This is a genomic window from Tsukamurella soli (assembly GCF_039541155.1).
In the GTDB taxonomy this organism is placed as follows: domain Bacteria; phylum Actinomycetota; class Actinomycetes; order Mycobacteriales; family Mycobacteriaceae; genus Tsukamurella; species Tsukamurella soli.
Map to the genome: position 1 here is coordinate 82098 of NZ_BAABFR010000003.1, position 24378 is coordinate 106475.

Sequence of the window (24378 nt, forward strand, 5' to 3'; positions counted from 1 at the left end):
GCCGGAGTGCCGGGGCACCCCGTCGTGCCGGTATGGCCCGGCCCCCGAACGGGGCCGGTCAGCCGGGAAGACGCACGGGCATCAGCAGGTACGTGTACGCGCTGTTAGGTGCGGGAAACGCCCCCGAGTCGTCCGGCTCGAACCCATTCTCCACGGTCGGCCGCAGCACCGCTGGCCGACTGGGTGTGGTGAAGCCGAATGTCACCGACTCCGTGTGGATGGCGGCGAGCCCGTCCTGCAGATACCCGGGATTGAAGGCGATCGTCAACGGTTCGCCGCGGAAGTCCGCCTCGAGCTGTTCCTCCGCTTTTCCGGCGTCGTCCCCACCCGCCGACAGGGTGAGGCTGCCCTCAGAGAACTCCATCCGGACCTGCGCTCCGCGGTCGGCGACCAGCGCGACGCGCTTGATCGCCTCGAGCAGCGGCGCGATCTCCATCGTCGCGAGGGCCGTGTGCGCAGCGGGCAGCAGCTGCCGGAACTTCGGGAAGTCGGCGTCGAGCAGCCGGGTCGTGGTGCGCCGGTCGGTGCCGACGATGCCGAGCAGCCCATCGGCGCCGATCGCCGAGCCGGCGCCCAGCGCGACACCGACCTCCGCATCGGTGGCGAACGTCTTCGCGGCGTCGGACAGGGTCTTGGCGGGCACCAGCACCGCGGCTTTGACGTCCCGATTCTCGGGCGCCCAGGTGAACTCCCGGACCGCGAGGCGGAACCGGTCGGTCGCGGCCAGGACCACGGTGTCGCCCTCGATCTCCACGCGGATACCCGTCAGCATCGGCAGCGTGTCGTCCCGCCCCGCCGCGACGGCGACCTGCGCGATCGCCTCGGCGAACGTCGACCGCTCGATCGCTCCGGTCTGCGTGGGCAGCTCGGGCAGCTGCGGGTAGTCCTCGACCGGCATCGTCGGCAACGAGAACTTCGCGCTGCCGCAGGTGATCGCGACGCGGGTCGAGTCGAGTTCCACGTCCACGGGTTTGTTGGGCAGCGACTTGGTGATGTCCGCGAGCAGCCTGCCCGAGACCAGCACCTGGCCGTCGTCGGCCACCTCCGCACCCACTCGGACCTGCGCCGACACCTCGTAGTCGAAGCCCGACACCGTCAGGCCCGTGTCGTCCGCGGTCAGCAGCACGCCGCCGAGGACCGGCACCGGCGGGCGAGACGGCAGGCTGCGTGCCACCCACGCGACCGATTCCGCAAACTCCTCGTGTGGGACGCGAAACTTCATACCGTCGGTGCCTTTCGCAATCGGTGGTGTCCTGCGGGCGGACAGTCGTGGACTACAGGCTACGTGGAGGCGGTCCGCCGGCTGGTATCGGGCCTCGTGCCACGGCACGTCGGTTCGAGCGTCCGTTCAGGTGATTCAGGTGCGGCCCGGGCGGCTCGAGGATACACACGGCTGTTTTGAAAAGAAGTATCTGAAGAACAAAAGACGGTAGTAATAAGCACTGTGCGATCTGTGGACATCCGGTGAAGTTCCTGCGTCCGACGCGTGTCGGCATGGGGAGCGTTCGGCGAGTGCCTGTGGAACTACATCCATGTGATTGTTGACCGATCCTGGATCCGCACACCTGTGGATAGTCGGTCCCCAGGTTGTCCACTGCTTCGCGCGGCGCGGTGCACAGGGCCCGCGGACGTCATTCCGGTGGCTTCCCGGCCGCTCGCAGCAGCGAGGACGTGGGCGCTGTCAGTTCTCGGCGGTAGATTGCGAGAAACTACAGGCGCGGCAGTACGGGAGCGACCATGGGACATCCGGGCGATCAGTACGGGCAGGGTGGGCAGCCCTACGACGGCCCGGGTGGGCAGCCGCAGTACGGGCGGCCCTACGACCAGCCCCAGTACGGACAGGCGCAGTACGGACAGCCGCAGGACGGTGGAAATCAGGACGGTGGAAATCAGGCCGGCGGATATCCCCCGCCTCCCGGCCGACCGGCGAGTTACCGGCCGACGCAGGCCTTCGACCGGGGTTACGACCCGACCGACGGTTACGGCGGTCCCGGGAACTACGGTCCGGGCGGCTTCGGTCCCGATGGTGCCGGGCCGGGCGGAGGGGGCCCGGGCGGCAGCCGGCGTGCGCTGGTCATCGCCGGCGCCGTGATCTGCGGAGTGTTGGTGATCGCCATCGTCGTCGTACTCGTCGCGGTGTTCTCCACGGGTTCCAGGTCGACCTCGTCCGATGCCGCGGCGCCCACCGTGACCGGGTCCCCCGAGACGACGTCGACAGCACCGACCCCCCAGCCGGGCCCAGCACTGCCGTCCATCACGATTCCCAACATCCCCGGCCTGGGCTCGTCCCCCACCGCCGGCGGCGGCGACACCTACACCGTGCAGGTGACAGGCTCCGGAACAGCGCAGGTGGTCGCGGTGGGTGTGCCGGGCACCGACATGTTCGGCACGAAAACGCTGCCCTGGTCGAAGTCGTTCACCACGACGTCGCCGCTCGTGTCGATCACCGTCCTCGGCTTCCAGGGGCCGGCGACGTGCTCGATCACCAAGAACGGTTCTGAGATCACGCACAACTCGTCGACCGGCGGGATGCTGATGTGCAACGGGTGACCCCGGGAGCGGGTCACTGGCTGCGGCGCTTGACCCTCGTCGTGAGCTCCTGCACCTGGTCGTAGGTGCGCCGACGCTCCGGCATCTCCTTGCGGATCTTGCGCTCCGCGTACATGACGGTCGTGTGGTCGCGATCGAAGATCTGGCCGATCTTCGGCAGCGACAGGTCGGTCAGCTCGCGGCACAGGTACATCGCGATCTGCCGGGCATGGGTCACCGGTCGGGCCTTGCCGGTGCCGCGCAGCTCGGCGATCGTCGTCTCGAAGTACTCGGATACCACCGAAAGGATTGTGGCCGAGCTGATCTCGATACTCGATGTGTCGGGTACCAGGTCACGCAACACCATCTCGGCGAGGTCGTACGTCACGTCGGCGCCGGTCAGCGACGCGAAGGCGGTGACCCGGATCAGCGCGCCCTCCAGCTCGCGGATGTTGCGCTCGATGCGGGTGGCGATCAGCTCGAGCACCTCGTTCGGCACATTGATCCGCTCCATCTGCGCCTTCTTGAGCAGGATCGCCATGCGAATCTCGAGCTCCGGCGGCTGCACGTCCGTGATCAGCCCCCACTCGAACCGGGTGCGGAGCCGATCCTCAAGCGTCGCAAGCTGTTTCGGCGGACGATCGGATGACACCACGATCTGCTTGTTCGCGTTGTGCAGCGTGTTGAAGGTGTGGAAGAACTCCTCCTGGATGCCGAGCTTGCCCTCCAGAAACTGGATGTCGTCCACCAGGAGCACGTCGACGTCTCGGTAGCGCTGCTTGAACTGCACCTGCCGGTCGTCCTTGAGGGAGTTGATGAAGTCGTTCGTGAACTCCTCGGTCGAGACGTATTTCACCCGCATCCCCGGGAACAGGCGCCGCGCGTAGTGGCCGGCCGCATGCAGCAGGTGCGTCTTGCCCAGCCCGGACTCGCCCCAGATGAACAGCGGGTTGTATGCCCGCGCCGGCGCCTCGGCTACCGCGAAGGCGGCCGCGTGCGCGAACCTGTTGGAGGCACCGATCACGAACGTGTCGAACGTGTACTTCTCGTTGAGGCTCGAGCCCGACACCGTCGGGAGCGTCGAGCTGCCGCCCGACATGGTGAAGTGCTCCGGCCAGCCGGGCACCGACGGTGCCGGTGCCGCCGCTGTCGCGCGCTCGGCGAGGATATCGGCGGAGGCAGGGGCCGACGTGACCGTGTCGCCGTCGGAACTCGTCGCCAGGGGTATGTTCCCGGCTCCAGCGGCCGCCGGCGGCGGGACGGGAGCGACCGTCGCCGGACGGGGCTCAGGTGCGGGCGGCATCGCATCGGGCGAGATCCGGACGCCGAGTTCGATCGGCTGCAGCAGCCGCGCCGCGAGAGCGGCGGTGATCGGCTCACGGAGGCGCTCGATAGCGTCCTTCATCATCTTGGAGGGCACGGCCACGAGCGCGAATCCGGCCGTGAACGTGAGCGGCTGCACCAGCCGGAGCCAGGCCTTCTCCTGCATCGTGAGCGACCGCGGGCCGTCGTCGGTCTCGACGCCGTTCCCACAGAGGTCCTCGACCACGACGGCCCACGTCGAAGCGAGCGGATCGTCCGCAGTCATCGAATCAGTCCTCCAAGGCCGGTGACACGTGCCGGTACACACGCGGTCCTACCGCGTGGACCGTCGGCGTCCATCAACAATCGTCATGTCGTGCGCACCCCGCCGACCTGCGGACACGACTGTACTCCACAGGTCTATCCACAGCTGTGGACAAAGGTGTACCGACGAGACCCGACTCGCAGCAGACTGCGATCGCCGTGGTCCGGCGTGGTTATGCGGGGGTCCGGCAGCGGTCCGACGCCGGGCTCGGACCGCGTAATCCGGGAGTTACCGGGGCCGCCGACAGGCGGTCTGCGACGACATCGTCGGCAGGTACCGGTGTGCGTCGCAACGGCCTCGCTGTTCGCTGGCAGTGCTCCCAAATCGCATTCAGCAAAGTTAACAGAGGAGACGATCCCACTCAAGGCAATGCACATCCGCTCCGGATCTCCTGGGATCTGCCTGCGGATCGGCGTGTCGGAAACCGCTGCAAGCGGACCGCGGGCCAGTGTTGCACCGCTGGTCACCGCCTCGGTTTGACCCGCGTCGGGGCTGATACGTAGGCTTAGTCGGTCTGTGCGCACACCGATCGAGGTCGGCTCGCTCGACTGTCAAGTTGAGCTTGATGTGTAGCCAAGCAAGTTTTCGTCCACCACGGGCGGCGAGGGCCGCCCGAATGAAGCAAGGAGTGTCACCGTGGCCAAGGGCAAGCGGACGTTCCAGCCGAACAACCGGCGCCGCGCGCGGGTTCACGGCTTCCGTCTCCGTATGCGCACCCGCGCCGGTCGTTCGATCATCTCTTCGCGGCGCCGTAAGGGCCGCGAGAACCTGTCGGCCTGATCCACCTGCGCCGCCGCAGCAGCGGACACCGGCGTACAGCGATACGAAGGCAGACCAGAGAGCAGTGCTACCCGCCCGCTACCGGATGAGCTCGTCACGCGACTTCACAGCCGCGGTGAAGGGCGGTCGGCGTGCCGGACGCACTGCTCTCGTGGTGCATCTGGCACTTGGTCCCGGATCCCCGGACCCGGCCACCGCAGCGGCGGGGCCGGGCCGTGTCGTCTCCGCCGCACACCGCGGCGAGCCGACGGTGGCGTCGGCCGCACCGGTCGTCGGTGACCCGGCGCGCTGGGGCGGTCCACGCGTGGGCCTCGTGGTCTCGAAGGCGGTCGGCAACGCGGTCACCAGGCACGCGGTCGCGCGGCGCCTGCGGGCCGCTGCCGGCACCGTCGTCGCCGAGATCGAGCCGTCGTCGCTGATCGTGATCCGCGCGCTGCGGCCCGCCGCCGACACCGATTCCTCGGAGTTGGCGGCGCAGCTGCGTTCGGGTCTGCGGAAGCTCGGCGCACTGTGAGCGCCGACGCCATGGCGCACGACCACGTGCACGGCGGTGCCGAGCCGCGCGATACCGAACCCTGTGATGAGCAGGCGGGCGAGGGCACGTCATCGTCGGGCCCCGGGCTGTCCGGTGCACGCGCGGTACCGCGCCGTGCCCTCATCGGGTTGATCCAGTGGTATCGCGTGTGGATCTCCCCGGTCCGGCCGCCCACCTGCCGCTTCACCCCTACCTGCAGCGAGTACGCGGTCGAGGCCCTCACCACGCACGGACTGCTGCGCGGGATGTATCTGGCCACCGTTCGGCTGCTGAAGTGCGGGCCCTGGCATCCTGGTGGATGGGACCCCGTCCCGGAACGCTCGAGGGGGCACACGTCGTCCGCGACGGTTCCCGCCCGCGACGATCCCCGCCCGTGACCTTGCGGTACCACCGCGTGCGAGCGGATCGCAACAGGCAGACCCTTTAAAGACACTCGACAGGAGCACCCCTCCCCGTGTTCAACCCGATCTCCCTGGACTACGTCTACTACCCCGTGTCCGCCATCTTGTGGTTCTGGCACAAGGTGTTCGGCTACATCTTCGGCGCCGACAGCGGGATCTCGTGGGCCCTCGGTGTGGTGCTCCTGGTCTGCACACTACGAGCGATCCTGTACAAGCCGTTCGTCAAGCAGATCCGCACGACGCGGCAGATGCAGGAGTTCCAGCCGCAGATGCAGGCGCTGCGGAAGAAGTACGGAAAGGACCGCCAGAAGCTGGCGGTCGAGATGCAGAAGCTGCAGAAGGAGCACGGCTTCAACCCGCTGCTCGGGTGTCTGCCCGCCCTGCTGCAGGTGCCGGTGTTCATCGGGCTGTACCACGTGCTGCACTCGTTCAACCGGATGGCGACCACCACCGGCGGATTCTTCGGCGGCGTACACATGACCGCCGCGCAGACCCGGAACACGCCCAACTACGTGTTCTCCGTGCATGACGTCCAGAGCTTCCTCGACGCACGCCTGTTCGGTGTGCCGCTGTCTGCATACGTACAGCAGCCGGAGAAGCAGTGGGACGCCTTCATGACCACGCTGCACGGCCCGTACGACTTCTCCAAGTGGCAGATCATCGTCCTGTCGGTCCCGCTGATGCTGATCGCCGGCATCGCGACACACATGAACGCCCGGGCGTCGGTCGCCCGCCAGACCGCTGTGGCGGCCGAGAACCCGCAGACGGCGATCATGAACAAGCTGATGCTGTACGTGTTCCCACTCGGCGTGCTGGTCGGCGGCATCTTCCTGCCGATCGCGATCCTGCTGTACTGGGTCACGCAGAACATCTGGACCTACTGCCAGCAGCACATCGTGTTCGGGCGCCTGGACAAGGAGGACCAGGAGAAGAAGCGCCTCGCCCAGGAGAAGCGGGCCGAGAACGCCCCCAAGCCAGGAGCGAAGCCCGTCCGCGGCCGCGGTAAGGCGGCGGCCGACGCCGACGATGTCACCGTCTCGCTTGCCAAGGCCGGCGAGGACGCGTCGGACGGTGACGGCAGGGCCGACGGTGACGCGCCCACGGATGGCAAGGCCGTGTCCAAGCCCGCGGCCACGCCCAAGCCCGGCGCCAAGCCGGCTGGCAACCGGAACAGGTCCAAGGGCCGTCGCCGCTGATCGGCGTTCACGAACCACACGCAGTATCGAGCAGTAGGAGTCAAGCATGTCTGTGGATCCCATCGAAGCGACAGTCGACGAGGCCGAGAAGCCGGCTCCTGCGGCTGTCGACGACGCCGCTGCCGGCGACGGCGTCGATGAGGCTGTCGTGAGTGAGGTCGTCTCGAGTGAGGTCGGCGGGAGCGATACGACAGCCGTGGCGGACGGCGTCGACGCTGAGGACGAGGACGATGATGAGGACGATGAGCTGGTCGAGGAAGGCGAGATCGCTGCCGACTACCTCGAGCAGCTCCTCGACATCCTCGACTTCGATGGCGACATCGACCTCGATGTCGAGGGCGACCGAGCCATCGTCGCGATCGACGGTGGCGAGGACCTGGCCAAGCTCGTGGGCCGCCGTGGTGAGGTCCTGGATGCGCTGCAGGAGCTGACCAGGCTCTCCGTGCAGCAGAGCACAGGTAACCGCAGCCGGCTGATGCTGGACATCGCGAACTGGCGCGCTGGTCGACGCGATCGTCTGTCGAGTCTCGGCGCTGAGGTGGCGGCACGGGTGCTGCAGACCGGCGAGCGCGAGACGCTGAAGCCGATGACGCCGTTCGAGCGCAAGATCGTGCACGATGCCGTCACGAAGATCGCAGGGGTGCACTCCGAGAGCGAGGGCGTCGAGCCGAACCGGCGTGTCGTCGTCATCAAGGACGCTTAGGGCGTGCCGTAGCGCGTGTTGTCTGCGTGGCCTGGGAAGGCACACGATGCGATGGGTCCCGGGTCGTACGACCGGGACCCATCGTTGTTCGACCCGAAGTGAACTACATGGATGTGATTCGGAGGTTTCACGTGGAACTCGAACACGAAGTGCCAGTCGCCCCACCGGCGGCGGCCGCGGTGTTCGGCGATCGCCTGCCGATCGCGGTGGCGTACTGCGCCGCGTTGGCGACCGACGGTGTCGTCCGCGGTCTGATCGGTCCGCGCGAGGTCCCGAGACTGTGGGAGCGACACATCTTGAACTGCGCCGTGCTCAGCGAACTCATCGCTGACGACGAGTCGCTCGCCGACATCGGCAGCGGTGCCGGCCTTCCAGGGATCCCGGTCGCGATCGCACGGCCGGCGATTGCGATCACGCTGATCGAGCCGCTGCAGCGGCGCGCGCAGTTCCTCGAGGAGTTCTGCGACGAGCACCTCCCCTCCGTCACCGTGCTTCGTGGCCGTGCCGAGGAGAAGTCGGTCATACGGGAGGTCGCCGGTATCGACATCGTGACGTCGCGTGCGGTCTCGGGCCTCCCCAAACTCGTCCCGTGGTCGGCGCCCCTCCTCCGGGACGGCGGCCGGCTTCTTGCGATCAAGGGCTCTCGCGCAGCTGATGAGATCGCTGAACACCGAGCCCTGTTCGGCCGCGCGGGGCTCGTCGATCCCGAGGTGGTCATGTGCGGTGCAGGTGTCGTCGACCCGGAGACCACGGTCGTGCGCGCGGTGAAGCGGGGCGCATCGGCGAAGGCCGCCAGGCGACGACGGTGACGGCTCGGCCTGCGAGCGCGAGGGTCTGCTCGCTACGACCGCATGCTCGGCACGGGCGTCGCCGAATGGTCTCGGGTACCGTTTTCACCGTTCTCGAGGGATGTTTCACGCGCGTTTCGCCATGACCAAGGACATGGCCAGCGATTCGTCACGTGACACGTGATCGGTTGACGTCGGAATCGCGGTGGGCGGCCCGGCATCCGACCTCGCGTCTCGTTCTTCGCTGTCGGCGGCGCCTGCCTCGACCGCCCGGGCGGGACGGGGCACCTCGCCCGCCTATGCGATCGGAACACTCTGCTAGGCAATGTGATTCGACGGGTGATATGCGAATCATACTGTGGTGCAGGGATATCGAATCGGCCGCTCTGTCAGATTAACGATGAGCGCCGACGCGACTGACGATGGCCGCCGGAACGCGGCGCCGGAGCGTCTGACCGCGAGGAGGCGGGGGTGTCGACAAGGACTACGCGCTCGACAGGCCGAGTTCGACCCACGTCTGCTGCGGGGCCGCGATCGGCCTCATCCCCGCGGTGGCGTGGGGTTGCGAGTGTTGTCGAGATGGGCGACCAGCGCAGCGGTCACCTCTGCCAATCGCGCCGCATCGGTGGGGTCGAGGGTGGGCAGCGAGAGTGGGACGGGCTTGCCGCGATCAATGGCGGTCAGGGCTGTTGTGGGCGGAGCGTCGATGAATTCGTGGATCAGCGCGACGGATGCATCGATCGGTCGCGCGGACAGGTGTGCGGCGATGCGGATCGCGGCGCGCGTCGGTGCCGGCAGGACTGACAGATCGCCGCTGCGCGTGAACCCAGGGTGATAGAGGATATAGGGGATCATCTTCTGGGCATGCTCGGCGGCGAAGGCCACGCCGAGTAGGTCGTTGGCGCGGGCGGCCTGCAATTGGGTGCGGACCATGCCGTAACGGCGAGTAGATTGCAGGTCCTCCCACTGGAGCCGCCCCCTGATGGTCCCGACCCCGGCGACGTTGACGATCACCGGCGCGGCGCTCGCGGACAGGGCCGGTGCCAGCTCGTGGCTGAGCAGGTAGCGGCTGAGGTAGTACAAGGCGAACGTCGCTTCGAGGCCGTCGGGAGTCTCTGTGCGTCGCGGTGCCTGGCGGTTGGCGAACAACGCCAGAGCGTCGATGACCGGCGCCGCGGCGGTGACGGTGACGGTGGCGATCGCGGCGCGCACTCCAGCGACGGTGCGTAGATCTGCACAGACGAACTCGACCGACCCCGCCGACGTAGCCGCATTTTGCAACTAGCCGCTGCCCCTTGGCGGCGTTGCTGTCGATTGCGAACACGCGGTCCCCGCGAGCGGCTCGCTCTGATGCGAGCGCGCGACCCATGCCGTCGGTGCCGCCAGCGACCACGACAACCTTGAGCCGGTTGTGGGAGTGGGACCGGGCTGTGGTCATCGCGAGTCCTTCGGTCGGTGTGGACGGACGGGGACGGGTGGTATCACTCGGTAACCACCCCTACTATGAAGAGCACGCCGCGAGAGAACAAGAAGGCAGTTTGATGTCCGCGACGCACACGGAAGTTCCCTCGATGCTCGCCGCCACCCTGCCCACCCCGGTAGCGGTCGGCGAGTACGAGCAGTGCCCCGTCACCGATGTGCTGCGTCGCATCGGTGACAAGTGGACGGTCCTCGTGATCGTCCTGCTCGGCCGGCGGCCCTACAGATTCAACGAGCTGCACCGTGGCATCCAGGGCATCAGCCAGCGGATGCTGACCCGGACGCTGGGCGGTCTCGAATACGACGGTCTGGTGAATCGCGCCGTCTTTCCCACTGTGCCCACGTCGGTCGAGTACAGCCTCACCGACCTCGGCCGGTCGTTGCTCACACCCCTCTCGGCCGTCGCCGATTGGGCGGTGAGCCACCAAGCCGAAATCGCCGCCGCCCGCGAATTGAACCGCCCGGCGATCGACACCCTCGACGTATAGCGGCGTCGAGACGAGCAGCACTCGGCCGCCGCATCCATCCCGGTCCACGATCGCCGGGCATACCATCCGCTGAGCGGGCAAGTCGGCCAAGGCCTCACCCACGCCACCCAAGCGGGCCGCGGAAGCTACACGGGGCCTGACCAGGGAGGGCCTGGTCGGCTCGTCGACACCGGGATAGCGGTGGGCGCAGATCGCGTATGGTCTCGACACCCGTACCGCCGAGCATCGGGCCCTGGCTGATGACAGCGACACGGCACTCCACGATGCCGCGCCATCGCGCGCCGCGGATCGAGGTGACGGACCGTTGACTGTCCAGGTTGAGACGGACGGCCGCGACCGCCTGGACGCGGTGGCCGACGAGGCGGCGAGAGCTCGACGGAGGCCGCGAGCGACCATGCGGGGCACTGCGAGGGCGCCTACGCACCGGGTGGGAAGCCGCCGGTCGATCCCCCACCGCTCACCGAATGGACTCGGCGGGCCGCCCCGCACACGATCCCCACCCGATGCCGACGAGATGGTCCGCACTGTACTGCTCGCACGTGGCAGCCGGTCGTGGCTAGCAACGCTGATGAGTACGGGTTTCACGTGGAACGTGCTCGACGACACTGCACCGCTTTCATTGCACCTCCCGCTAGACCGACTCCGCCCGGATATGCGGCCTGCCCGCCCCTGTCCGAACCATGAGCCGCGCGTCGTCCGAGAGCTCAGGGACAACCGTCTGGGATGTTCATGGCGCTCCTCAACCTGCCGGGCGCTTCATTCTCATCCACACAGCGCCGCGACTTTGCGGTCTATGCGGGCGGCTGTGACTCGTCTGTTTGGAAGGGGGGCAAGCCCGTCGCCATGCGGCGCGCGGATCCGTGTGGATAGCGATCGACGTTTCGCCATGCACAGCGAGCGTTCGGGCCGACGATACAGCCGGGCAGCACGTCCCCAGATCGCCGGGACTGCCGGGGACTGCCGGAGCTGTACTCATCTGATTCGCGCGGTTCTCCCGACCTCGCACGGGTCCGGGCCGTCTCGTCGCCGGAGGAGGCGCTGTCGTTTTTGATCCGTTTCACGTGAAACGGGACCAGTCCGCCGTCCAGGTAGTGAGGAGTGGCGGCAAGCACGTCCGTGCGCCCGGGCGGGCGCGCCGGTTGGTGCTGATCCCCGACACTCGCGATAGCTACCTAGGGAGCGCAGGCACGTCCCGTGGAGGCGGAAAGTGACCTGCTCCTTGCCAGGCGTGACCCGTCGGTCGGGATTCAGCGGCGTAGGAACACCTGTTGGGCCTCGTGTCGGTCTTGCAGATACGCCGGGCCGATCGGACGGGCGGTCTCGTGTTCCATCTCGGTTCTCGTCTCGCCACGGTTCGCCCAGTGCTCTGCGTCTGGTGACGTCCACCGGGCAATGCGCTCGATCGCCACGGTGTCGATCTGAGGGATTCGTCGGGAGGATATGGGTCGTGCGGCGCCGGCCGCGCCGTTGCAGTAGCAGGTTTCGCTCGAGGCTTGGCTGAGCTGATGACCTCGCACGGGCACGGAGACCCTGGCTTCGTGCGCACGTCCTCGTCGCTGTCTAGATGATTGATGCCTGGTGTCAGTGGTCGTAGGCGAGCAGTGAGCGTCGGGGTGTGGCGCCGATTCGGTCGTTGTGCCAGATGGCTGCGATGAGGGCGAGGATGCGTTGGGCGACGCGCGCGCAGACCCCGGAGACGGTACGCCCGCCCTGTTGGTCGTGGCCGAGTTGGCCGTTGAGGGTGTCGTTGACGGATTAGATGATCTGCCGCAGCGGTGTGAGGAACCGCCGACCGGGGCAGGGCTGGGTCGGGCGTATCAGCGTGATGTCGGCGATCTTGGTCTCGAACGCTCTGCTGTAGTAGCCCTGGTCGACGATGATCGCGATCGGCATCGTCGGAAGTCCGTGCACGGTGGCTGGCAGGTGCAGTCGCGGGCCCCAGAAGAACCGGGAGTGCGATGCGCAGTAGCCGTACTCGGCCCACCCGGCCAGGTCGGAGCGCAGCGTGGTCTCGCGGGAGCGGCCGCACTCGACCGGGGTGGAGTCCGCCAGCCACACGGTGTCGTCGCCGACGCCGGTCATCGCGGCGAGGGTGTGGGTCAGCCACGCCATCGTCGGGGCGAGTGCACGCAGTCGTTTGTTGTAGCCGGACTGGCAGGGCAGGGTCGGGAACATCGTCCGCAGATGCGTGCGGGCGTATCGCAGCCAGCGGCGTTCGCTGGTGTGGCCGAGTATCGCCTGCAGTACCGCCACGGTGACCATCTCGGCGTCGGTGATGCGGGGGGTGAACCCACCCGCAGGTGTGGGCGCGACACGCTCGGGATGGGCTTTGAGTAGATCGTCGCAGGTCACGTACAGTGCTGTGGCGAGGGTGTCCAGGTCGGTGTCCACTTCGGCCTCCAGTGCCAGGTTGGGTTAGCAGCACTGATTCTGGGCACCCTCCACCTCGAATCCCACGCGACACACCAGTCACATCACCGGGAATCAATCATCTAGTCCACGCGTCGATCGGGTGGCGCCGTATAGAACGAGACACCATAGAATGAGACGCCCGAGCGCCGGTGTGAGTGCCTGTACTGTGTGCGGTGCGTCCGGCGAAGACGATGCCGCTCGTCGAGGTCAGGATGATGTCGGCACGGCACGCGGGAGCCGTGCCGTTCCACGTGAAACGTCGTCGTGACTCGTATGGACACCGGAGCCGATAGCGGCGACGGTGTCGTGAGCGATGACGCGGGCGTTCCGTGGGACGCCACTAATATCTCGCATGCGGAAGTGCGGTCACGGCTCACCACTCGCGTGCCGATGCCGATGCCGTGCCTCGCGTCGCCCGCTGCGCGGTGCTTCGGCGCCGTCGCCACTGTCGGCGCGGCGATCGCGTGCGGCGGCCGTCGTCTTCGTCTCCCCGCATCGGACCTTCGTACGCCTGCGCCTGCCTAGTGCAACCGTAGGTGGCAACGATGGCTCGTACCACGGTCGCCGGCGCGGGCTCGCTGTGGGCACAGTGCTTCGGCAACGAATTCTTTCCGGGACGTGTCGCTGACACGGGGTAGGTAGTGACACGGTGTGCAGCACGCGACCACGCTGCTTCGAGTGTCTCGCCATGCTGGTGTTCGGTGCGCGGGTCCTTCGGTAGCCACGTTTCACGTGGAACAGTCGACCACACATGGGGCGCGTTACCACGGCTTCGTCCCCGCTCCTCACAAGTACGACGAAAGATCAGCATCGACAGTGGCGGACCGCGGTCGCCGTACCTGGGTCGACCGACCCAACACCGTCCGAGTCCGGCGGCAACGGTCCCCCACTGGGCGGTCGAGTCGACGGGTCGGCGCCACCGGGCTACAGCGCAGACGGAGTGTGGCGACATTCGACAGACGCGGAACGGCAGCGGTGTATGGCACCCGTGTCAGCGGGTGCGCTCAGATATGGCGGGTGCCCGGTGCCCGACCGAGCGATGAGGCACCGTTATCCTTGCGCGGTCGGTGGCCCCACGGAACCTACTGTCGGCCCGGAATCCACATCGCTCCGCAGTCCGCACGACGTAGTTCTGCCGCACCCGGAGATCCGCAGCGGGTCCGGACACGGCGAACAGCGCCTGCATCCACCGATTCGCGCGCATCCAAACCGTGGCCATTCGCGCCATTGCCGGGGTGAGTCGGTATCCTTCCAGTCAGGTACAGGCGCTCGATGCGCCGCAGTTTCAGCGCCGATTCTCGGCGCTGGGTGCTCTGGAATCACCTCCGATAGATCGACTGGCGGAGGGCGTGTCGGAGCCCCGCTGCCCCTAAGATGGACGTGTCTACCGAGGAGAACGCGTGACAAATCCCGACACCGGCTACCAGGTTTCACGTGGAACACGTGACGACGACACTCCTATCGGCGCGGCGGCGCGACGCGCCAGCCAGGTCCTCACACCCGGTGGTGCAGGGACGCTCCCCCGCCCGCTCGAGCGTCGTGTACTGACGATCGCCAATCAGAAGGGTGGCGTGGGCAAGACCACGTCGGCCGTGAACCTGGCCGCCGCGCTCGCGTTGCAGGGGCTCAGGGTGCTGGTGATCGACCTCGACCCGCAGGGCAATGCGAGCACCGCCCTTGGCGTCGACCACCGATCGGGGGTGCCGTCCAGCTACGAGCTGCTCCTGGGCGAGGTGACGCTCGGCGAGGCCATCGCGCAGAGCCCGCACTCCCCCAACCTGTTCTGCGTCCCCGCCACGATCGACCTCGCCGGCGCCGAGATCGAACTCGTCAGCATGGTCGCGCGCGAGACGCGCCTCAAGAACGCGCTCGCGGACTCGGCGGGCGACGATCTCGACTACGTGTTCATCGACTGCCCGCCGTCGCTGGGGCTGCTCACCGTCAACGCGCTGGTCGCCGCGCGGGAGGTGCTGATCCCGATCCAGTGTGAGTACTACGCCCTTGAGGGCGTCGGCCAGCTGCTCCGGAACATCGAGCTGGTACAGGCGCACCTCAACCCGCAACTGCACGTCTCGACGATCCTCCTCACGATGTACGACGCGCGTACCAAGCTCGCCGATCAGGTCGCTGCGGAGGTACGTAACCACTTCGGCGAGCGGGTTCTGCAGTCGGCGATCCCGCGGAGTGTGAAAGTCTCCGAGGCGCCCGGCTACGGCACCACGGTGCTCGACTACGACCCGGGTTCGCGGGGCGCTATGAGCTACCTCGACGCGGGCCGCGAGCTTGCCCACCGCGGTGTTCACCGGGGCGGCAACTGATGGCGACGCAGCGTAAGGGAGGCCTCGGCCGCGGTCTCGCCGCGCTCATTCCCACGGGCCCGGACGAGGGTCCACGGCTGGGCAACGCCGCCGCCGACGTCATCATCGGCGCCCGGCCGCAGACCGGCGCATCGCCGGCGGCCAACGGTATTCGCCCGCCCGCGCCTACCGACGGCGCCTCGGGGCGCCCGAGCACCGGCGCGGGCCCGTCACCGTCGGGTATCGACAGCGACGGTATCGGCGCGGTCTACCGCGAGATACCACCGCACAATATCCAGCCCAACCCGCAGCAGCCTCGGTCGGTCTTCGACGAGGAGGCGCTCGCGGAATTGGTGCACTCGATCCGTGAGTTCGGGTTGATGCAGCCGATCGTGGTGCGCCGGCTCGCTCATCCGCAGGGCGGTGTCGAGTACCAGCTGGTGATGGGCGAGCGTCGGTGGCGTGCCAGCCAGGCGGCCGGGCTGGAGACGATTCCGGCCATCGTGCGGGAGACGCCCGACGGAGATATGCTGCGCGATGCCCTGCTCGAGAACATCCATCGCGTGCAGTTGAATCCTCTCGAAGAGGCGGCCGCCTACCAGCAGCTGCTCGAGGAGTTCGGTGTGACGCATGACGAGCTGGCGTCGCGGCTCGGCCGGTCGCGGCCCGTGGTGACCAACACGATCCGCCTGTTGCGCCTGCCGGTCGCGGTACAGCGTCGCGTCGCGGCGGGCGTGCTGTCCGCCGGGCACGCACGGGCGCTGCTCGCGTTGACCGCCGGCACCGAGGCTCAGGAGGCTCTGGCCGCGCGGATCGTGGCAGAGGGGATGTCGGTCCGGGCAACGGAGGAGGCCGTCACGCTCGCGAACCGGGAGGGCCCGGCCGCCCCCGCGGCACCTGCCAAGCCCAAGCCTGCCCCGGCGCCGCGATTGCAGGCGGTTGCCGACGACCTGGCGGACCGGCTCGACACCCGCGTCACCGTCAGCATGGGTCGCCGGAAGGGAAAGATCGTCGTCGAGTTCGGCTCATCGGACGATCTCGACCGGATCATCGGTCTGCTGGCGAAAGAGTAATCACTGTCCGAAATGTCGTTCTGCACGCACATGTACAGGCACCCGTGCACAAAACGTCACTGTGACAGGCAGTCTGCTGACGTCGGCGCGCGCATCCGTCTAGAATCGACGACGGTGTCGTGCCGCAACGCCCGGGGTGACTGTCGGGCGACGGCCCGATGTGGGAACGATGGCGAGTGGAGGCGAAGACGGTGTCGGTGTCGATCGTCCCTCTGACCCTCGCGGGCTTCGACGCTCTACCCAAGGAGGCCCGCCGGTGCGTCTACTGGGAGGTCGACCCGGAGGCCCTCGGACCCGACGGGCTTACCGACACGGAGTTCGAGAAAGAGGCTTGGCTGTCGATGGTCATGCTCGAGTGGGGTTCCTGCGCCCAGGTGGCCGTCTCCCGCTCCTCCGGCGTCGAGAGGGTCGTGGGGTCGGCCTTCTACGCGCCGCCGCTCAGCGTGCCGCGTAGCCGCCTATTTCCCACCTCGCCGGTCAGCGCCGACGCTGTCCTACTGTCGACCGCCGAGATCGAGCCGGGGGTCGACGGCATCGTGCTCGAGGACCTGATCCTGGCCGTGTGCGACGACCTGATCCGTCGAGGCGTTCGTGCAGTGGAGGCCTTCGGTCTGGTGGATGACGGTGATGAACTGGCTAAATGCGCCGTGTGCCAATGTGATTCCACTCCATTGATCGATGCTCAGCAGCTGGAGACCGTCGGTTTCACAGTCGTCGCGCCGCACCACCGCTACCCGCGGCTGCGATACGAACTGACCGAGGGACTCGGTTGGAAGGCGGGCGTCGAGCGCGCGCTCGAGCAGCTTCTGGCCGCGAGCGTGGCCGAGGCGGCCCTCGTCGGACCGCAGCGCGAGCCCGCGCCTGTCTGCCGAGCCTGAAGATCTCAGGGCCGGGCTACTGCCCGGCCTCCTCCAGAGCCAACAGTTCCGCGAAAGTGTATGTGCCCGTGGGCCGGTCGTTCTCCCCCAGCAGGTAGAGGCGCTTCACCGCCACGAGGATGGCCTCGGCGATCGTGTCCCGGTACGTCGCCGACGTCAGGACCGCCGCGTCGCCGGGGTTGGTCGCATAGCCGACGTCGATCTGGATCGTGGGCATCCGCGTGAGCCGCACGATGTCCCAGGTGCGTCCGTGATAGTGGCAATCAGCCAGGGGGGTACGTGCCACGATCTCGCGCTGCACGAAGCCGGCGAGGTTACGACCGATCGTCGAGATCGATCCGTGCGAGTTGCCGAAGTGGAACGACGCGACGCCGTGCCCACGCTCGTTTCGGTAATGCGCCGTGCGCAGCGAGATCATCAGGTCGGCGTCGAAGGTGTTGGCCGTGTACGCCCGGCTGGAGTCGGACGCCGCCATGCCTCGTGGTCGCGACAGGTAGGTGTCCATCCCGGCGGCGGCCATCCGCCCCTCGAGCCGGGAACCGAGATCCCAGAGGACCTCCTCCTCCGTCATGCGGACACCGTCAGCGCCCTCGAGCAGTAGGCCGGTCTGCTCGCCGCCGAGCCCCGGGTCGATGACGATGCGCTTACCGGACAGGCGCGGGCCCGACCGGCGGACCTCCTCCTCCTCGCGGATGGCATGCGGCGAGCCGCCGGTCACGCGGGAGCCCAGGAAGGTCAGCGATCGCAGCGTCGCGGGCCCGCAGATGCCGTCGGCGACCAGCCCGAACTCCCGTTGGTAGGCGGTGAGGCCGAGGTGGGTCTGCGGGCCGAAATGGCCGTCGATCATCCCGGCGTAGAAGCCGAGGTTCTGTAGCCGCGCCTGCAGGGTGGCGACATCGTCACCCGTCGGCGGGGCGGACGCGTGGAAGCTCAGCGTCCGCGCGCCGAGGGTGTAGGTCGACTCGCGGAGCGCCCGGTAGGTCGCTGGCCCGACGATGCCGTCCACGAGCAGCCCCCGATGTTGCTGGAACGCGCGCGTGGCGCGGTCCAAGCGGCGGTCGAACACCGCCTCGGGCACCGTCCAGCCGTTGGTGACCAGCGTGTCCGGAACGGCGTAGTCGGCGAGGAATCCCTGGTCGGCCAGGATGCCGCGGATCTCCGCGACTGCAGCTCCGTGATCACCGAGGCTGATGCGGGGCATGGCCACTCTCTTGTCAGGTCCGTACGTATCCGGGCTCGAAGCCCGGGTACGCCCTGGACCGAACGCCCAGGATCGGGTACCACGATAGGCGTGCGTCGGCGCTCGCGCCCAAAGAGGCTGGCAGAAGCCTCAGAGAACGGGTGCGAGCTCGCGGAGCAGCGCCGCCTTGCCCTTGGCGCCGACGATCTTCTTGGTGGGCTGGCCGGCCTCGAAGAGGATCAGCGTGGGGATCGACATGACCTGGAAGTCGCGGGCGGTGACGGGGTTGGCGTCCACGTCGAGCTTGGCGATGATCAGCTTGCCCTCATGCTCAGCGGCGATGTCCTCGAGCACGGGCGCGACCATCTTGCACGGGCCACACCAGGTGGCCCAGAAGTCGACCAGCACCGGCGTGCTGGAGCCCAGGACGAGATCCTTGAAGGTCTCGTCGGTGACGGTGATCGTGGCGGTCTCGGTGTCGGCCATCTCTGTCTCTCCTGTGGTGGTGTGGGGGTATCGGTGAGTGGGGTCGGAGGCGTCGGCCGGGTAGCGGTGGGTCAGCCGACGGTGCTGGTCAGCCGACGGTGGCGGGCTCGTCGGCGTGCGCCAGCCAGCGCTCGGCGTCGATCGCCGCGCTGCAGCCGCTGCCCGCCGCCGTGACCGCCTGGCGGTATGTGTGGTCCACCAGGTCACCGGCGGCGAAGACTCCGGGGATGTTGGTCGCGGTCGTGCGGCCTTCGACCTGCACATAACCCTCGGCGTCGAGATCGACCAGGCCCCGCACCAGCTCCGACCGCGGGTCGTGGCCGATGGCGACGAACAGGCCGGTGACGTCCAGCGTGGACACCTCGCCGGTCTTGGTGTTCTCGACACTCAGGCCGGACACCGACTGCTCGCCGTGCACCGCCGTGACGACGCTGTCCAGCAGGAAGCGGATCTTGTCGTTCGCGCGGGCACGCTCGAGCATGATCTTGGAGGCCCGGAACTCCTCGCGGCGGTGCACGATGGTCACCGAGCGGGCGAACTTCGTCAGGAACGTCGCCTCCTCCATGGCCGAGTCGCCGCCGCCGATCACGGCGATGTCCTGGTCCTTGAAGAAGAAGCCGTCGCAGGTGGCGCAGGCGCTCACGCCGCGTCCGAGGAGGGCCTGTTCACCGGGCACGTCGAGGTAGCGCGCGGCGGCGCCCATCGCCAGGATCACAGCGCGAGCCCGGTAGGTGTCCTCCGCGGTGGTGACCTCCTTGACATCGCCCGAGAGCGACACCGATTCGACGTCCTCCATGCGCAGGTCGGCGCCGAATCGGATGGCCTGCTCGCGCATCTCGTCCATCAGCTGCGGCCCCATGATGCCCTCGCGGAAGCCGGGGAAGTTCTCGACCTCCGTGGTGGTCATGAGCGCGCCGCCGAAGGTGGTGCCCTCGAACAGGATCGTCTTCAGCTCGGCGCGGCCCGCGTACACACCCGCGGTGTATCCGGCGGGGCCGGAACCGATGATGATCACGTCCGCGACGTCGTGTGCTGAAGTCATGTGTACTGCTCGCTCCTCGGCTTGCTCTTCCCCGGTGCGGTCGTCCCGGCTCCGGTTGCTGGTCGGGCCCATTGCTGGTGGACGGTGCGGCCCGACGTAAGAATCGAACACCGCCCCGGCATCGGATGTTCCCGCATGTCAGGTTACGTGGTCGAGCCCGACGGTGACGGCTGTGCACCCAGCATCCGCCGCAGCAGCACCGACCCGGGGTCGCCGTCGGCGCATTCGGGCCGCACGACCAGTGCGAGCAGTTGCCCGGGGTGCGGCGTCGCGAGCAGCACCACGGTCCCGTCGACGCCGTGTACCCGCGCGGGCCCGGCTCCCAGCGCCGTCCGCGTGGACGGGGCGATCCCGGCCGCGTCGAGGCATCGCCGCAGCCCGGCGGTCCCGCCCAGCTCGCGGTCGACGGGGCGACCGAGCGACGCCAGCAGCACACCGTCGGACGGGATGGCCGGCGTCGGCGCGGAGCCCGCATGCCACGCCATGAGTCCGACGGTGACCGCGCCCACGCACGCCGCGGCGGCCGCGGGCACGGCGGTCCGGTAGGACAGCCGTCGCTCGCCGATCACCGACGGTGCCGGCCGTCCGCCGCGCGACTCTCCCGGCACCGACGCGGCGGCGACCGCGCTGAGGATGCGCTCGCGCAGCGCGTCCGGCGGCGGTGGCACGGTGACGTCCGGACGTGCCGCTGCGGCGACGTGCCCCTCGGCGTAGGAGCCCAGGGCGGCGTCGAGAGCGGCATGGCCGAGTGCCTGCGCCGACGGCCGTGTGGACCTGCGTACGGACGTCCGCGTGGACGAGCGCGGCGGGACCCGCTGCATGCGGATACGCCCCGACTGCGTGAGCCGACGAAGTGGCGGTGTGCGTGTCATGTCTCCCCCGACCTGTCCCCTGATCGAATCGTGCCGTCTATCAATTGGACGCACGAGGGGCCTCCGCGGTTCCATATTCGACACAACACGTTGTGGTCGCGGTGGTCAGCGGAGTAGGCGGCTGAGCCGGTCCCGAGCCCGCGCCCGCCGGCTCTTCACGGTGCCGGGCTGCACGCCCAGTGCCTCGGCGGCCTCGGTGATGCTCAGCCCGTACACGTCCACCGCGATGATCGCCTCGACCTGCTGTCTCGGTAGCTTCCGGAGCGCCGTATAGACGGCGATCCGGGTGTCCAGCCGGTCCACGCCCACGCCGTCGTCGGACGCGAGCCCCGACGGGTCCTCGGGCATCGGGAACGACAGCCGGATCCGGTTGCGGCGGGCCGTGTCGACGCAGGCGTTGATCACGATCCGGTGCAACCAGCTGGCCACGCGACAGTCGCCGCGGAACTCTCGGCACAGCTGGTACGCCCGCTCGAACGCCTCCTGCAGACAGTCTTCGGCGTCGTCCAACGTCCGGGCCGTCCGTACCGCCGTCGCCCACAGGTGGCGGTGATGTCGGTTGTACAACTCACCGAACGCCTGCTGGTCGCCGCCCCCGGCGGCGGCGATCAGTTCCTCGTCCGACAGTTCCTCGTATTCGGCCGTCCCCCGTGCCCCGCTGACGGCCAACCCCCGTTGATCCATCCAGTGAGACTAGTCTCACATCCACGTCCGGGTAAAGACATTCATTTAATTGACCTTTACCTTATGATCGGGCAGCGGTCACTCGGGCCACACCCCCGAACTCCCGCGCCGGTGACTGCCGATCAGGTGGTCGTCGACGATGCCCACGGCCTCCATCAGCGCGTACATGGTGACGGGGCCGACGAAAGCGAACCCCCTGCGGCGTAGTGCTTTCGACAGGACCGTGGACTCGGCGGAGGACGACGGGACCTCGGCAGCCGAGCGGGGCGCCGGCGTTCGGGCAGGGCGGTGCGACCAGATCAGCTCGGCCAGCCCGCCGTCGGCACGCAGGGCGACCGTCGCCCGGGCGTTCGTGATGGCGGCCTGGACCTTCCGTCGGTTGCGGATGATCGAGGGGTCACCCATCAGCCGTTCGACGTCCACGTCGTCGAACTCGGCGACCCGATCGGGGTCGAAGCCCGCGAACGCCGCCCGGAACGCCGGCCGCTTGCGCAGGATCGTCACCCACGACAGTCCCGCCTGGAACGCCTCCAGGCTGAGCCGCTCGTACAGCCCGGCCTCGTCGCGTACCGGCATCCCCCACTCGGTGTCGTAGTAGTCCCGCAGCAGCGGATCGGTCGCCGCCCACCGCGGCCGGGCCAGTCCGTCGGCTCCGATCACCAGGTCGCTCGCTGTCGTGTCCATCGCTGTCGTGTCCATTGTCGGCCCCCTTCTCGGCCTCCCCCTCGAGACCCTTGCCGTCACGCTAGACCCGGGTGCCGACAACCTCGTGCGTCTAGCGACAAGCGGCAGCCAAGCGCGGGTTCAGCGCGCGGACGCATCCTGCACGGGTGTCGGACGAAGTCGTATGCATGGCCCCGGAGGGCGGGGAGGCGAGTCAGATGCCACGGCTGCCCGCGCTCCGGGTCCTGTGGGCGCGCTGGTGTGTCCTCAGCGCCGCGGGCTGCGCCCTCGGCGGGGCGCCGTTGCCGTTCACCGTCTCCGTCGACGGGCCGGTCGCGCGGTACCGGGCGTCGTCGACGGCAGGCGCGATGCTCGCCCGATTCGGCTCCGACCGGGCCGTGCTGTCCTGTGGCGACTACGGCTGGCGGGTGCCGGGCGCGAGCGCCGCGTCGGGGCTGATCGCCGGTGGCCCCGCGTGGGCCGACCACGGGTCGATGATCGACCACCACGTCCGCGCGGAGCACTTCGGGTGGGCCGCCTACTGGGACGTCGACGGCTGGCGCGCGCCGCCCGTGCCGACGGGGATCCCGCTGCCGCCCGCGGCCACCACCGCGTCGGTGGCGCTCGCCCTCGCTGCGGCGCAGGGAGGCGGGAACGCACAGCGCGACAACATGTTCCACGTCGCCAGAATGGCGGAGTACCAGTGGCTCGACGAGGGCTCGTGGCGGGCGGCCTTCGACGGCGATCCCGCCGGCGTGACATGGCGCGCGGGCATCGACGAGGGCTGGCGGCTGCTGGACGAGCAGGCGCTGACCACCTCCACCGGCACGGGTCCTGTGACGGCGGACGTCGACGGCAGGACGGCGTCAGCCGCCGTTGCGCTGGCCGTGGAGTACGCGGAACAGCGCCGCATAGCCGTGCCGCCGGACGTCCGGGTCGACTCGGCCTTCCGGCGCGAATCAGGTTGGGAGATAAGGTTCTCCGACTACCGGGACGAGAATCCGCCGAGGCGCGCCGCCATCCTGGTCGCCGACAACGGGTGGGTCGGTAGGTCCCCTGCGACGCCGCTGGCGGTCACTGGTACGACACGAACACCGGGGCCGGCGTCAGCGCCATTGTCTGGGCCGGGGTGAACGTGGGGCTGTCCTCGGTGTAGAAGTTCTTCCAGCCCAACCAGATCCGCGGCGACAGCCCGGCCCGGATCTTGTTCCAGGTGCCGATCTTCACCGGCGGTGTGCCGTGGCCGTCGGTGTGCACCACCAACGCGAGCTCGTTGTGCGAGGTGTCGATCGCACTGCGATCGACGAGCATGTCCTGCGTGAACTGATGCAGCACGAGGACCTTCTGGGGGAGATGGTATTCACGAACGACTCCGGCGAGCCAGTCCTGCACGCGGTTCACCTCGTCGGCGCCCACCGATCCGATCTGCACCAGGTGCACCTGGTTCGGCTTCAGCCGCCACTCCGGATCGAGCGCGAGCCCCACATCGGGCAGCCGCAGCAGCTGTTGGTACGCCTTCGCCTGGGTCAGGAAGTCGGTGCGGCCCGGCTGCAGGTCGAGCGTCACATACAGGCCGGCCCGGTTCGCCGCCTCGACCCATGGCAGCAGCTGGGCCACGGGCAGCATCGTCGAGTACTGGTCGTCGGCGCCGGGGGCCGCCGAGGCCACCGACGCGATGATCTCGAAGGCCGGGATCACCGGCACCGGTGAAAGCGGACTATACTGCGCGGCAAGTGCTTTCACGCGTGCGATCGATGCCGGCAGGCTCTGCTGGCCGAGCACCCCGAGCGCGGGATCACCCGGAACCCCGTACAGCGACACGAACCGCCTGCCGGGGAACATCACCGAGCCGCCGCCGATCACCTGCGGCGCGTCGGCAGCGGTCTGAATGCGGCGCGAGACGTCCGCCGCGGTGCCGAATTCGGCGCCCAGCGCGATCACGGCGCGTGGGCCGGAGGCGCGCAGCGCAGCCACTGTCGCCGTCGAGCTCCGCGGGTCCGCTGCGGGCAGCGTCAACACCTGGGCGCCTGCCGCGCGGGCGCTCGCGACGGCGCCGGGGTCGGTGTCGGTGGTGGCGAGGACGAGGGTGGGGGCCGCGATCGCCGATTGCGCCGCGGGCGGTGCCGCGTCCACCGACGCCAGCGGCTCGACCGCGACGCCCGTCACCTGCAGGTGCGGCAGGTCGACCCGACCCGAGGTGTAGACGGCGGCGACGCCCAGCCGGGCCAGCGCCCGCTCGACCGCCGGCAGGCACGCCGGTCGCAG

The 24378-nt window shown here is 68.6% G+C and carries 22 protein-coding genes and 1 pseudogene; 12 read left to right on the plus strand and 11 right to left on the minus strand.

Annotated features, from left to right (window positions below; translation table 11 throughout):
- Positions 1-58 precede the first annotated feature (58 nt).
- Positions 59-1222 (minus strand): DNA polymerase III subunit beta, encoded by a 1164-nt coding sequence (dnaN, locus tag ABD908_RS01870; protein ID WP_344990061.1) that lies wholly within the window; start codon positions 1220-1222, stop codon positions 59-61.
- Between the two features lie 515 nt (positions 1223-1737).
- Here dnaN and ABD908_RS01875 point away from each other — a divergent pair.
- Positions 1738-2550: a P-loop NTPase family protein gene (locus ABD908_RS01875; protein ID WP_344990064.1), complete on the plus strand. Its 813-nt coding sequence runs from the start codon at positions 1738-1740 to the stop codon at positions 2548-2550.
- Between the two features lie 13 nt (positions 2551-2563).
- Here the strand turns inward: ABD908_RS01875 and dnaA are convergent, their stop codons facing one another.
- Complete coding sequence (gene dnaA / locus ABD908_RS01880) at positions 2564-4117, minus strand: chromosomal replication initiator protein DnaA (protein ID WP_344990066.1); 1554 nt, start codon at positions 4115-4117, stop codon at positions 2564-2566.
- A gap of 675 nt (positions 4118-4792) precedes the next feature.
- Here dnaA and rpmH point away from each other — a divergent pair.
- The 6 genes from rpmH to rsmG all read left to right on the plus strand — a co-directional run bounded on the left by rpmH (position 4793) and on the right by rsmG (position 8580).
- Complete coding sequence (gene rpmH / locus ABD908_RS01885) at positions 4793-4936, plus strand: 50S ribosomal protein L34 (protein WP_344990069.1); 144 nt, start codon at positions 4793-4795, stop codon at positions 4934-4936.
- A 64-nt stretch (positions 4937-5000) separates the two neighbouring features.
- Complete coding sequence (gene rnpA / locus ABD908_RS01890) at positions 5001-5450, plus strand: ribonuclease P protein component (RefSeq protein ID WP_344990071.1); 450 nt, start codon at positions 5001-5003, stop codon at positions 5448-5450.
- A gap of 107 nt (positions 5451-5557) precedes the next feature.
- The gene (gene yidD / locus ABD908_RS01895; protein WP_344990124.1) at positions 5558-5848 is read left to right on the plus strand and encodes a membrane protein insertion efficiency factor YidD; all 291 of its coding nucleotides are present in this window, start codon (positions 5558-5560) and stop codon (positions 5846-5848) included.
- Positions 5849-5925: 77 nt separating this feature from the next.
- Positions 5926-7068: a membrane protein insertase YidC gene (gene yidC, locus ABD908_RS01900; protein ID WP_344990074.1), complete on the plus strand. Its 1143-nt coding sequence runs from the start codon at positions 5926-5928 to the stop codon at positions 7066-7068.
- 46 nt (positions 7069-7114) lie between these two features.
- The gene (locus ABD908_RS01905) at positions 7115-7771 is read left to right on the plus strand and encodes a Jag family protein (protein ID WP_344990077.1); all 657 of its coding nucleotides are present in this window, start codon (positions 7115-7117) and stop codon (positions 7769-7771) included.
- Positions 7772-7878: 107 nt separating this feature from the next.
- Positions 7879-8580, plus strand: a complete 702-nt coding sequence (rsmG, locus tag ABD908_RS01910; protein ID WP_344990079.1) for a 16S rRNA (guanine(527)-N(7))-methyltransferase RsmG — start codon at positions 7879-7881, stop codon at positions 8578-8580.
- Positions 8581-9099: 519 nt separating this feature from the next.
- Here the strand turns inward: rsmG and ABD908_RS01915 are convergent.
- The gene (locus ABD908_RS01915) at positions 9100-9771 is read right to left on the minus strand and encodes a Rossmann-fold NAD(P)-binding domain-containing protein (RefSeq protein WP_344990082.1); all 672 of its coding nucleotides are present in this window, start codon (positions 9769-9771) and stop codon (positions 9100-9102) included.
- Between the two features lie 329 nt (positions 9772-10100).
- On the opposite strand from ABD908_RS01915, the gene ABD908_RS01920 reads away from it, so the two are divergent.
- A complete protein-coding gene (locus ABD908_RS01920) occupies positions 10101-10526 on the plus strand; it encodes a winged helix-turn-helix transcriptional regulator (RefSeq protein WP_344990084.1) in 426 nt (141 codons plus the stop codon).
- 1581 nt (positions 10527-12107) lie between these two features.
- Here the strand turns inward: ABD908_RS01920 and ABD908_RS01925 are convergent.
- A pseudogene (locus ABD908_RS01925) lies at positions 12108-12917 on the minus strand (transposase family protein).
- A gap of 1421 nt (positions 12918-14338) precedes the next feature.
- On the opposite strand from ABD908_RS01925, the gene ABD908_RS01930 reads away from it, so the two are divergent.
- The 3 genes from ABD908_RS01930 to ABD908_RS01940 all read left to right on the plus strand — a co-directional run bounded on the left by ABD908_RS01930 (position 14339) and on the right by ABD908_RS01940 (position 17186).
- A complete protein-coding gene (locus ABD908_RS01930) occupies positions 14339-15256 on the plus strand; it encodes a ParA family protein (protein ID WP_344990087.1) in 918 nt (305 codons plus the stop codon).
- Positions 15256-16308: a ParB/RepB/Spo0J family partition protein gene (locus ABD908_RS01935; RefSeq protein ID WP_344990089.1), complete on the plus strand. Its 1053-nt coding sequence runs from the start codon at positions 15256-15258 to the stop codon at positions 16306-16308. The genes ABD908_RS01930 and ABD908_RS01935 overlap by 1 nt, the downstream gene beginning before the upstream one ends.
- Before the next feature lie 191 nt (positions 16309-16499).
- Positions 16500-17186, plus strand: a complete 687-nt coding sequence (locus ABD908_RS01940; protein WP_344990127.1) for a GNAT family N-acetyltransferase — start codon at positions 16500-16502, stop codon at positions 17184-17186.
- Between the two features lie 16 nt (positions 17187-17202).
- On the opposite strand, the gene ABD908_RS01945 is transcribed toward ABD908_RS01940, so the two are convergent.
- From ABD908_RS01945 to ABD908_RS01970, 6 genes are all read right to left on the minus strand, one after another.
- Entirely contained in the window at positions 17203-18387 is a 1185-nt protein-coding gene (locus ABD908_RS01945; RefSeq protein WP_344990091.1) for an N-acetylmuramoyl-L-alanine amidase, read from the minus strand.
- A gap of 129 nt (positions 18388-18516) precedes the next feature.
- A complete protein-coding gene (trxA, locus tag ABD908_RS01950; RefSeq protein ID WP_344990093.1) occupies positions 18517-18852 on the minus strand; it encodes a thioredoxin in 336 nt (111 codons plus the stop codon).
- Between the two features lie 88 nt (positions 18853-18940).
- The gene (gene trxB / locus ABD908_RS01955) at positions 18941-19894 is read right to left on the minus strand and encodes a thioredoxin-disulfide reductase (protein WP_344990096.1); all 954 of its coding nucleotides are present in this window, start codon (positions 19892-19894) and stop codon (positions 18941-18943) included.
- Positions 19895-20037: 143 nt separating this feature from the next.
- Positions 20038-20766, minus strand: a complete 729-nt coding sequence (locus ABD908_RS01960; protein WP_344990098.1) for a hypothetical protein — start codon at positions 20764-20766, stop codon at positions 20038-20040.
- A gap of 105 nt (positions 20767-20871) precedes the next feature.
- Complete coding sequence (sigM, locus tag ABD908_RS01965) at positions 20872-21450, minus strand: RNA polymerase sigma factor SigM (RefSeq protein ID WP_344990101.1); 579 nt, start codon at positions 21448-21450, stop codon at positions 20872-20874.
- Positions 21451-21528: 78 nt separating this feature from the next.
- Entirely contained in the window at positions 21529-22149 is a 621-nt protein-coding gene (locus ABD908_RS01970; RefSeq protein ID WP_344990103.1) for a DNA-3-methyladenine glycosylase I, read from the minus strand.
- Between the two features lie 131 nt (positions 22150-22280).
- On the opposite strand from ABD908_RS01970, the gene ABD908_RS01975 reads away from it, so the two are divergent.
- Complete coding sequence (locus tag ABD908_RS01975) at positions 22281-23246, plus strand: hypothetical protein (RefSeq protein WP_344990106.1); 966 nt, start codon at positions 22281-22283, stop codon at positions 23244-23246.
- On the opposite strand, the gene ABD908_RS01980 is transcribed toward ABD908_RS01975, so the two are convergent.
- Positions 23188-24378, minus strand: a 1191-nt coding sequence (locus ABD908_RS01980; protein WP_344990108.1) for a hypothetical protein, incomplete at its 5' end; no start/stop codon positions are given. The genes ABD908_RS01975 and ABD908_RS01980 overlap by 59 nt on opposite strands.

What these genes read in the sequence shown, in the direction of transcription:
- ABD908_RS01960 (WP_344990098.1), bottom strand. Translation starts at nt 20,766, where the DNA reads ATGACACGCACACCGCCACTTCGTCGGCTCACGCAGTCGGGGCGTATC.
- trxB (WP_344990096.1), bottom strand. Translation starts at nt 19,894, where the DNA reads ATGACTTCAGCACACGACGTCGCGGACGTGATCATCATCGGTTCCGGC.
- ABD908_RS01920 (WP_344990084.1), top strand. Translation starts at nt 10,101, where the DNA reads ATGTCCGCGACGCACACGGAAGTTCCCTCGATGCTCGCCGCCACCCTG.
- ABD908_RS01945 (WP_344990091.1), bottom strand. Translation starts at nt 18,387, where the DNA reads ATGCCCCGCATCAGCCTCGGTGATCACGGAGCTGCAGTCGCGGAGATC.
- sigM (WP_344990101.1), bottom strand. Translation starts at nt 21,450, where the DNA reads ATGGATCAACGGGGGTTGGCCGTCAGCGGGGCACGGGGGACGGCCGAA.
- ABD908_RS01935 (WP_344990089.1), top strand. Translation starts at nt 15,256, where the DNA reads ATGGCGACGCAGCGTAAGGGAGGCCTCGGCCGCGGTCTCGCCGCGCTC.
- ABD908_RS01970 (WP_344990103.1), bottom strand. Translation starts at nt 22,149, where the DNA reads ATGGACACGACAGCGATGGACACGACAGCGAGCGACCTGGTGATCGGA.
- ABD908_RS01875 (WP_344990064.1), top strand. Translation starts at nt 1,738, where the DNA reads ATGGGACATCCGGGCGATCAGTACGGGCAGGGTGGGCAGCCCTACGAC.
- rsmG (WP_344990079.1), top strand. Translation starts at nt 7,879, where the DNA reads ATGGATGTGATTCGGAGGTTTCACGTGGAACTCGAACACGAAGTGCCA.
- trxA (WP_344990093.1), bottom strand. Translation starts at nt 18,852, where the DNA reads ATGGCCGACACCGAGACCGCCACGATCACCGTCACCGACGAGACCTTC.
- dnaA (WP_344990066.1), bottom strand. Translation starts at nt 4,117, where the DNA reads ATGACTGCGGACGATCCGCTCGCTTCGACGTGGGCCGTCGTGGTCGAG.
- dnaN (WP_344990061.1), bottom strand. Translation starts at nt 1,222, where the DNA reads ATGAAGTTTCGCGTCCCACACGAGGAGTTTGCGGAATCGGTCGCGTGG.
- ABD908_RS01905 (WP_344990077.1), top strand. Translation starts at nt 7,115, where the DNA reads ATGTCTGTGGATCCCATCGAAGCGACAGTCGACGAGGCCGAGAAGCCG.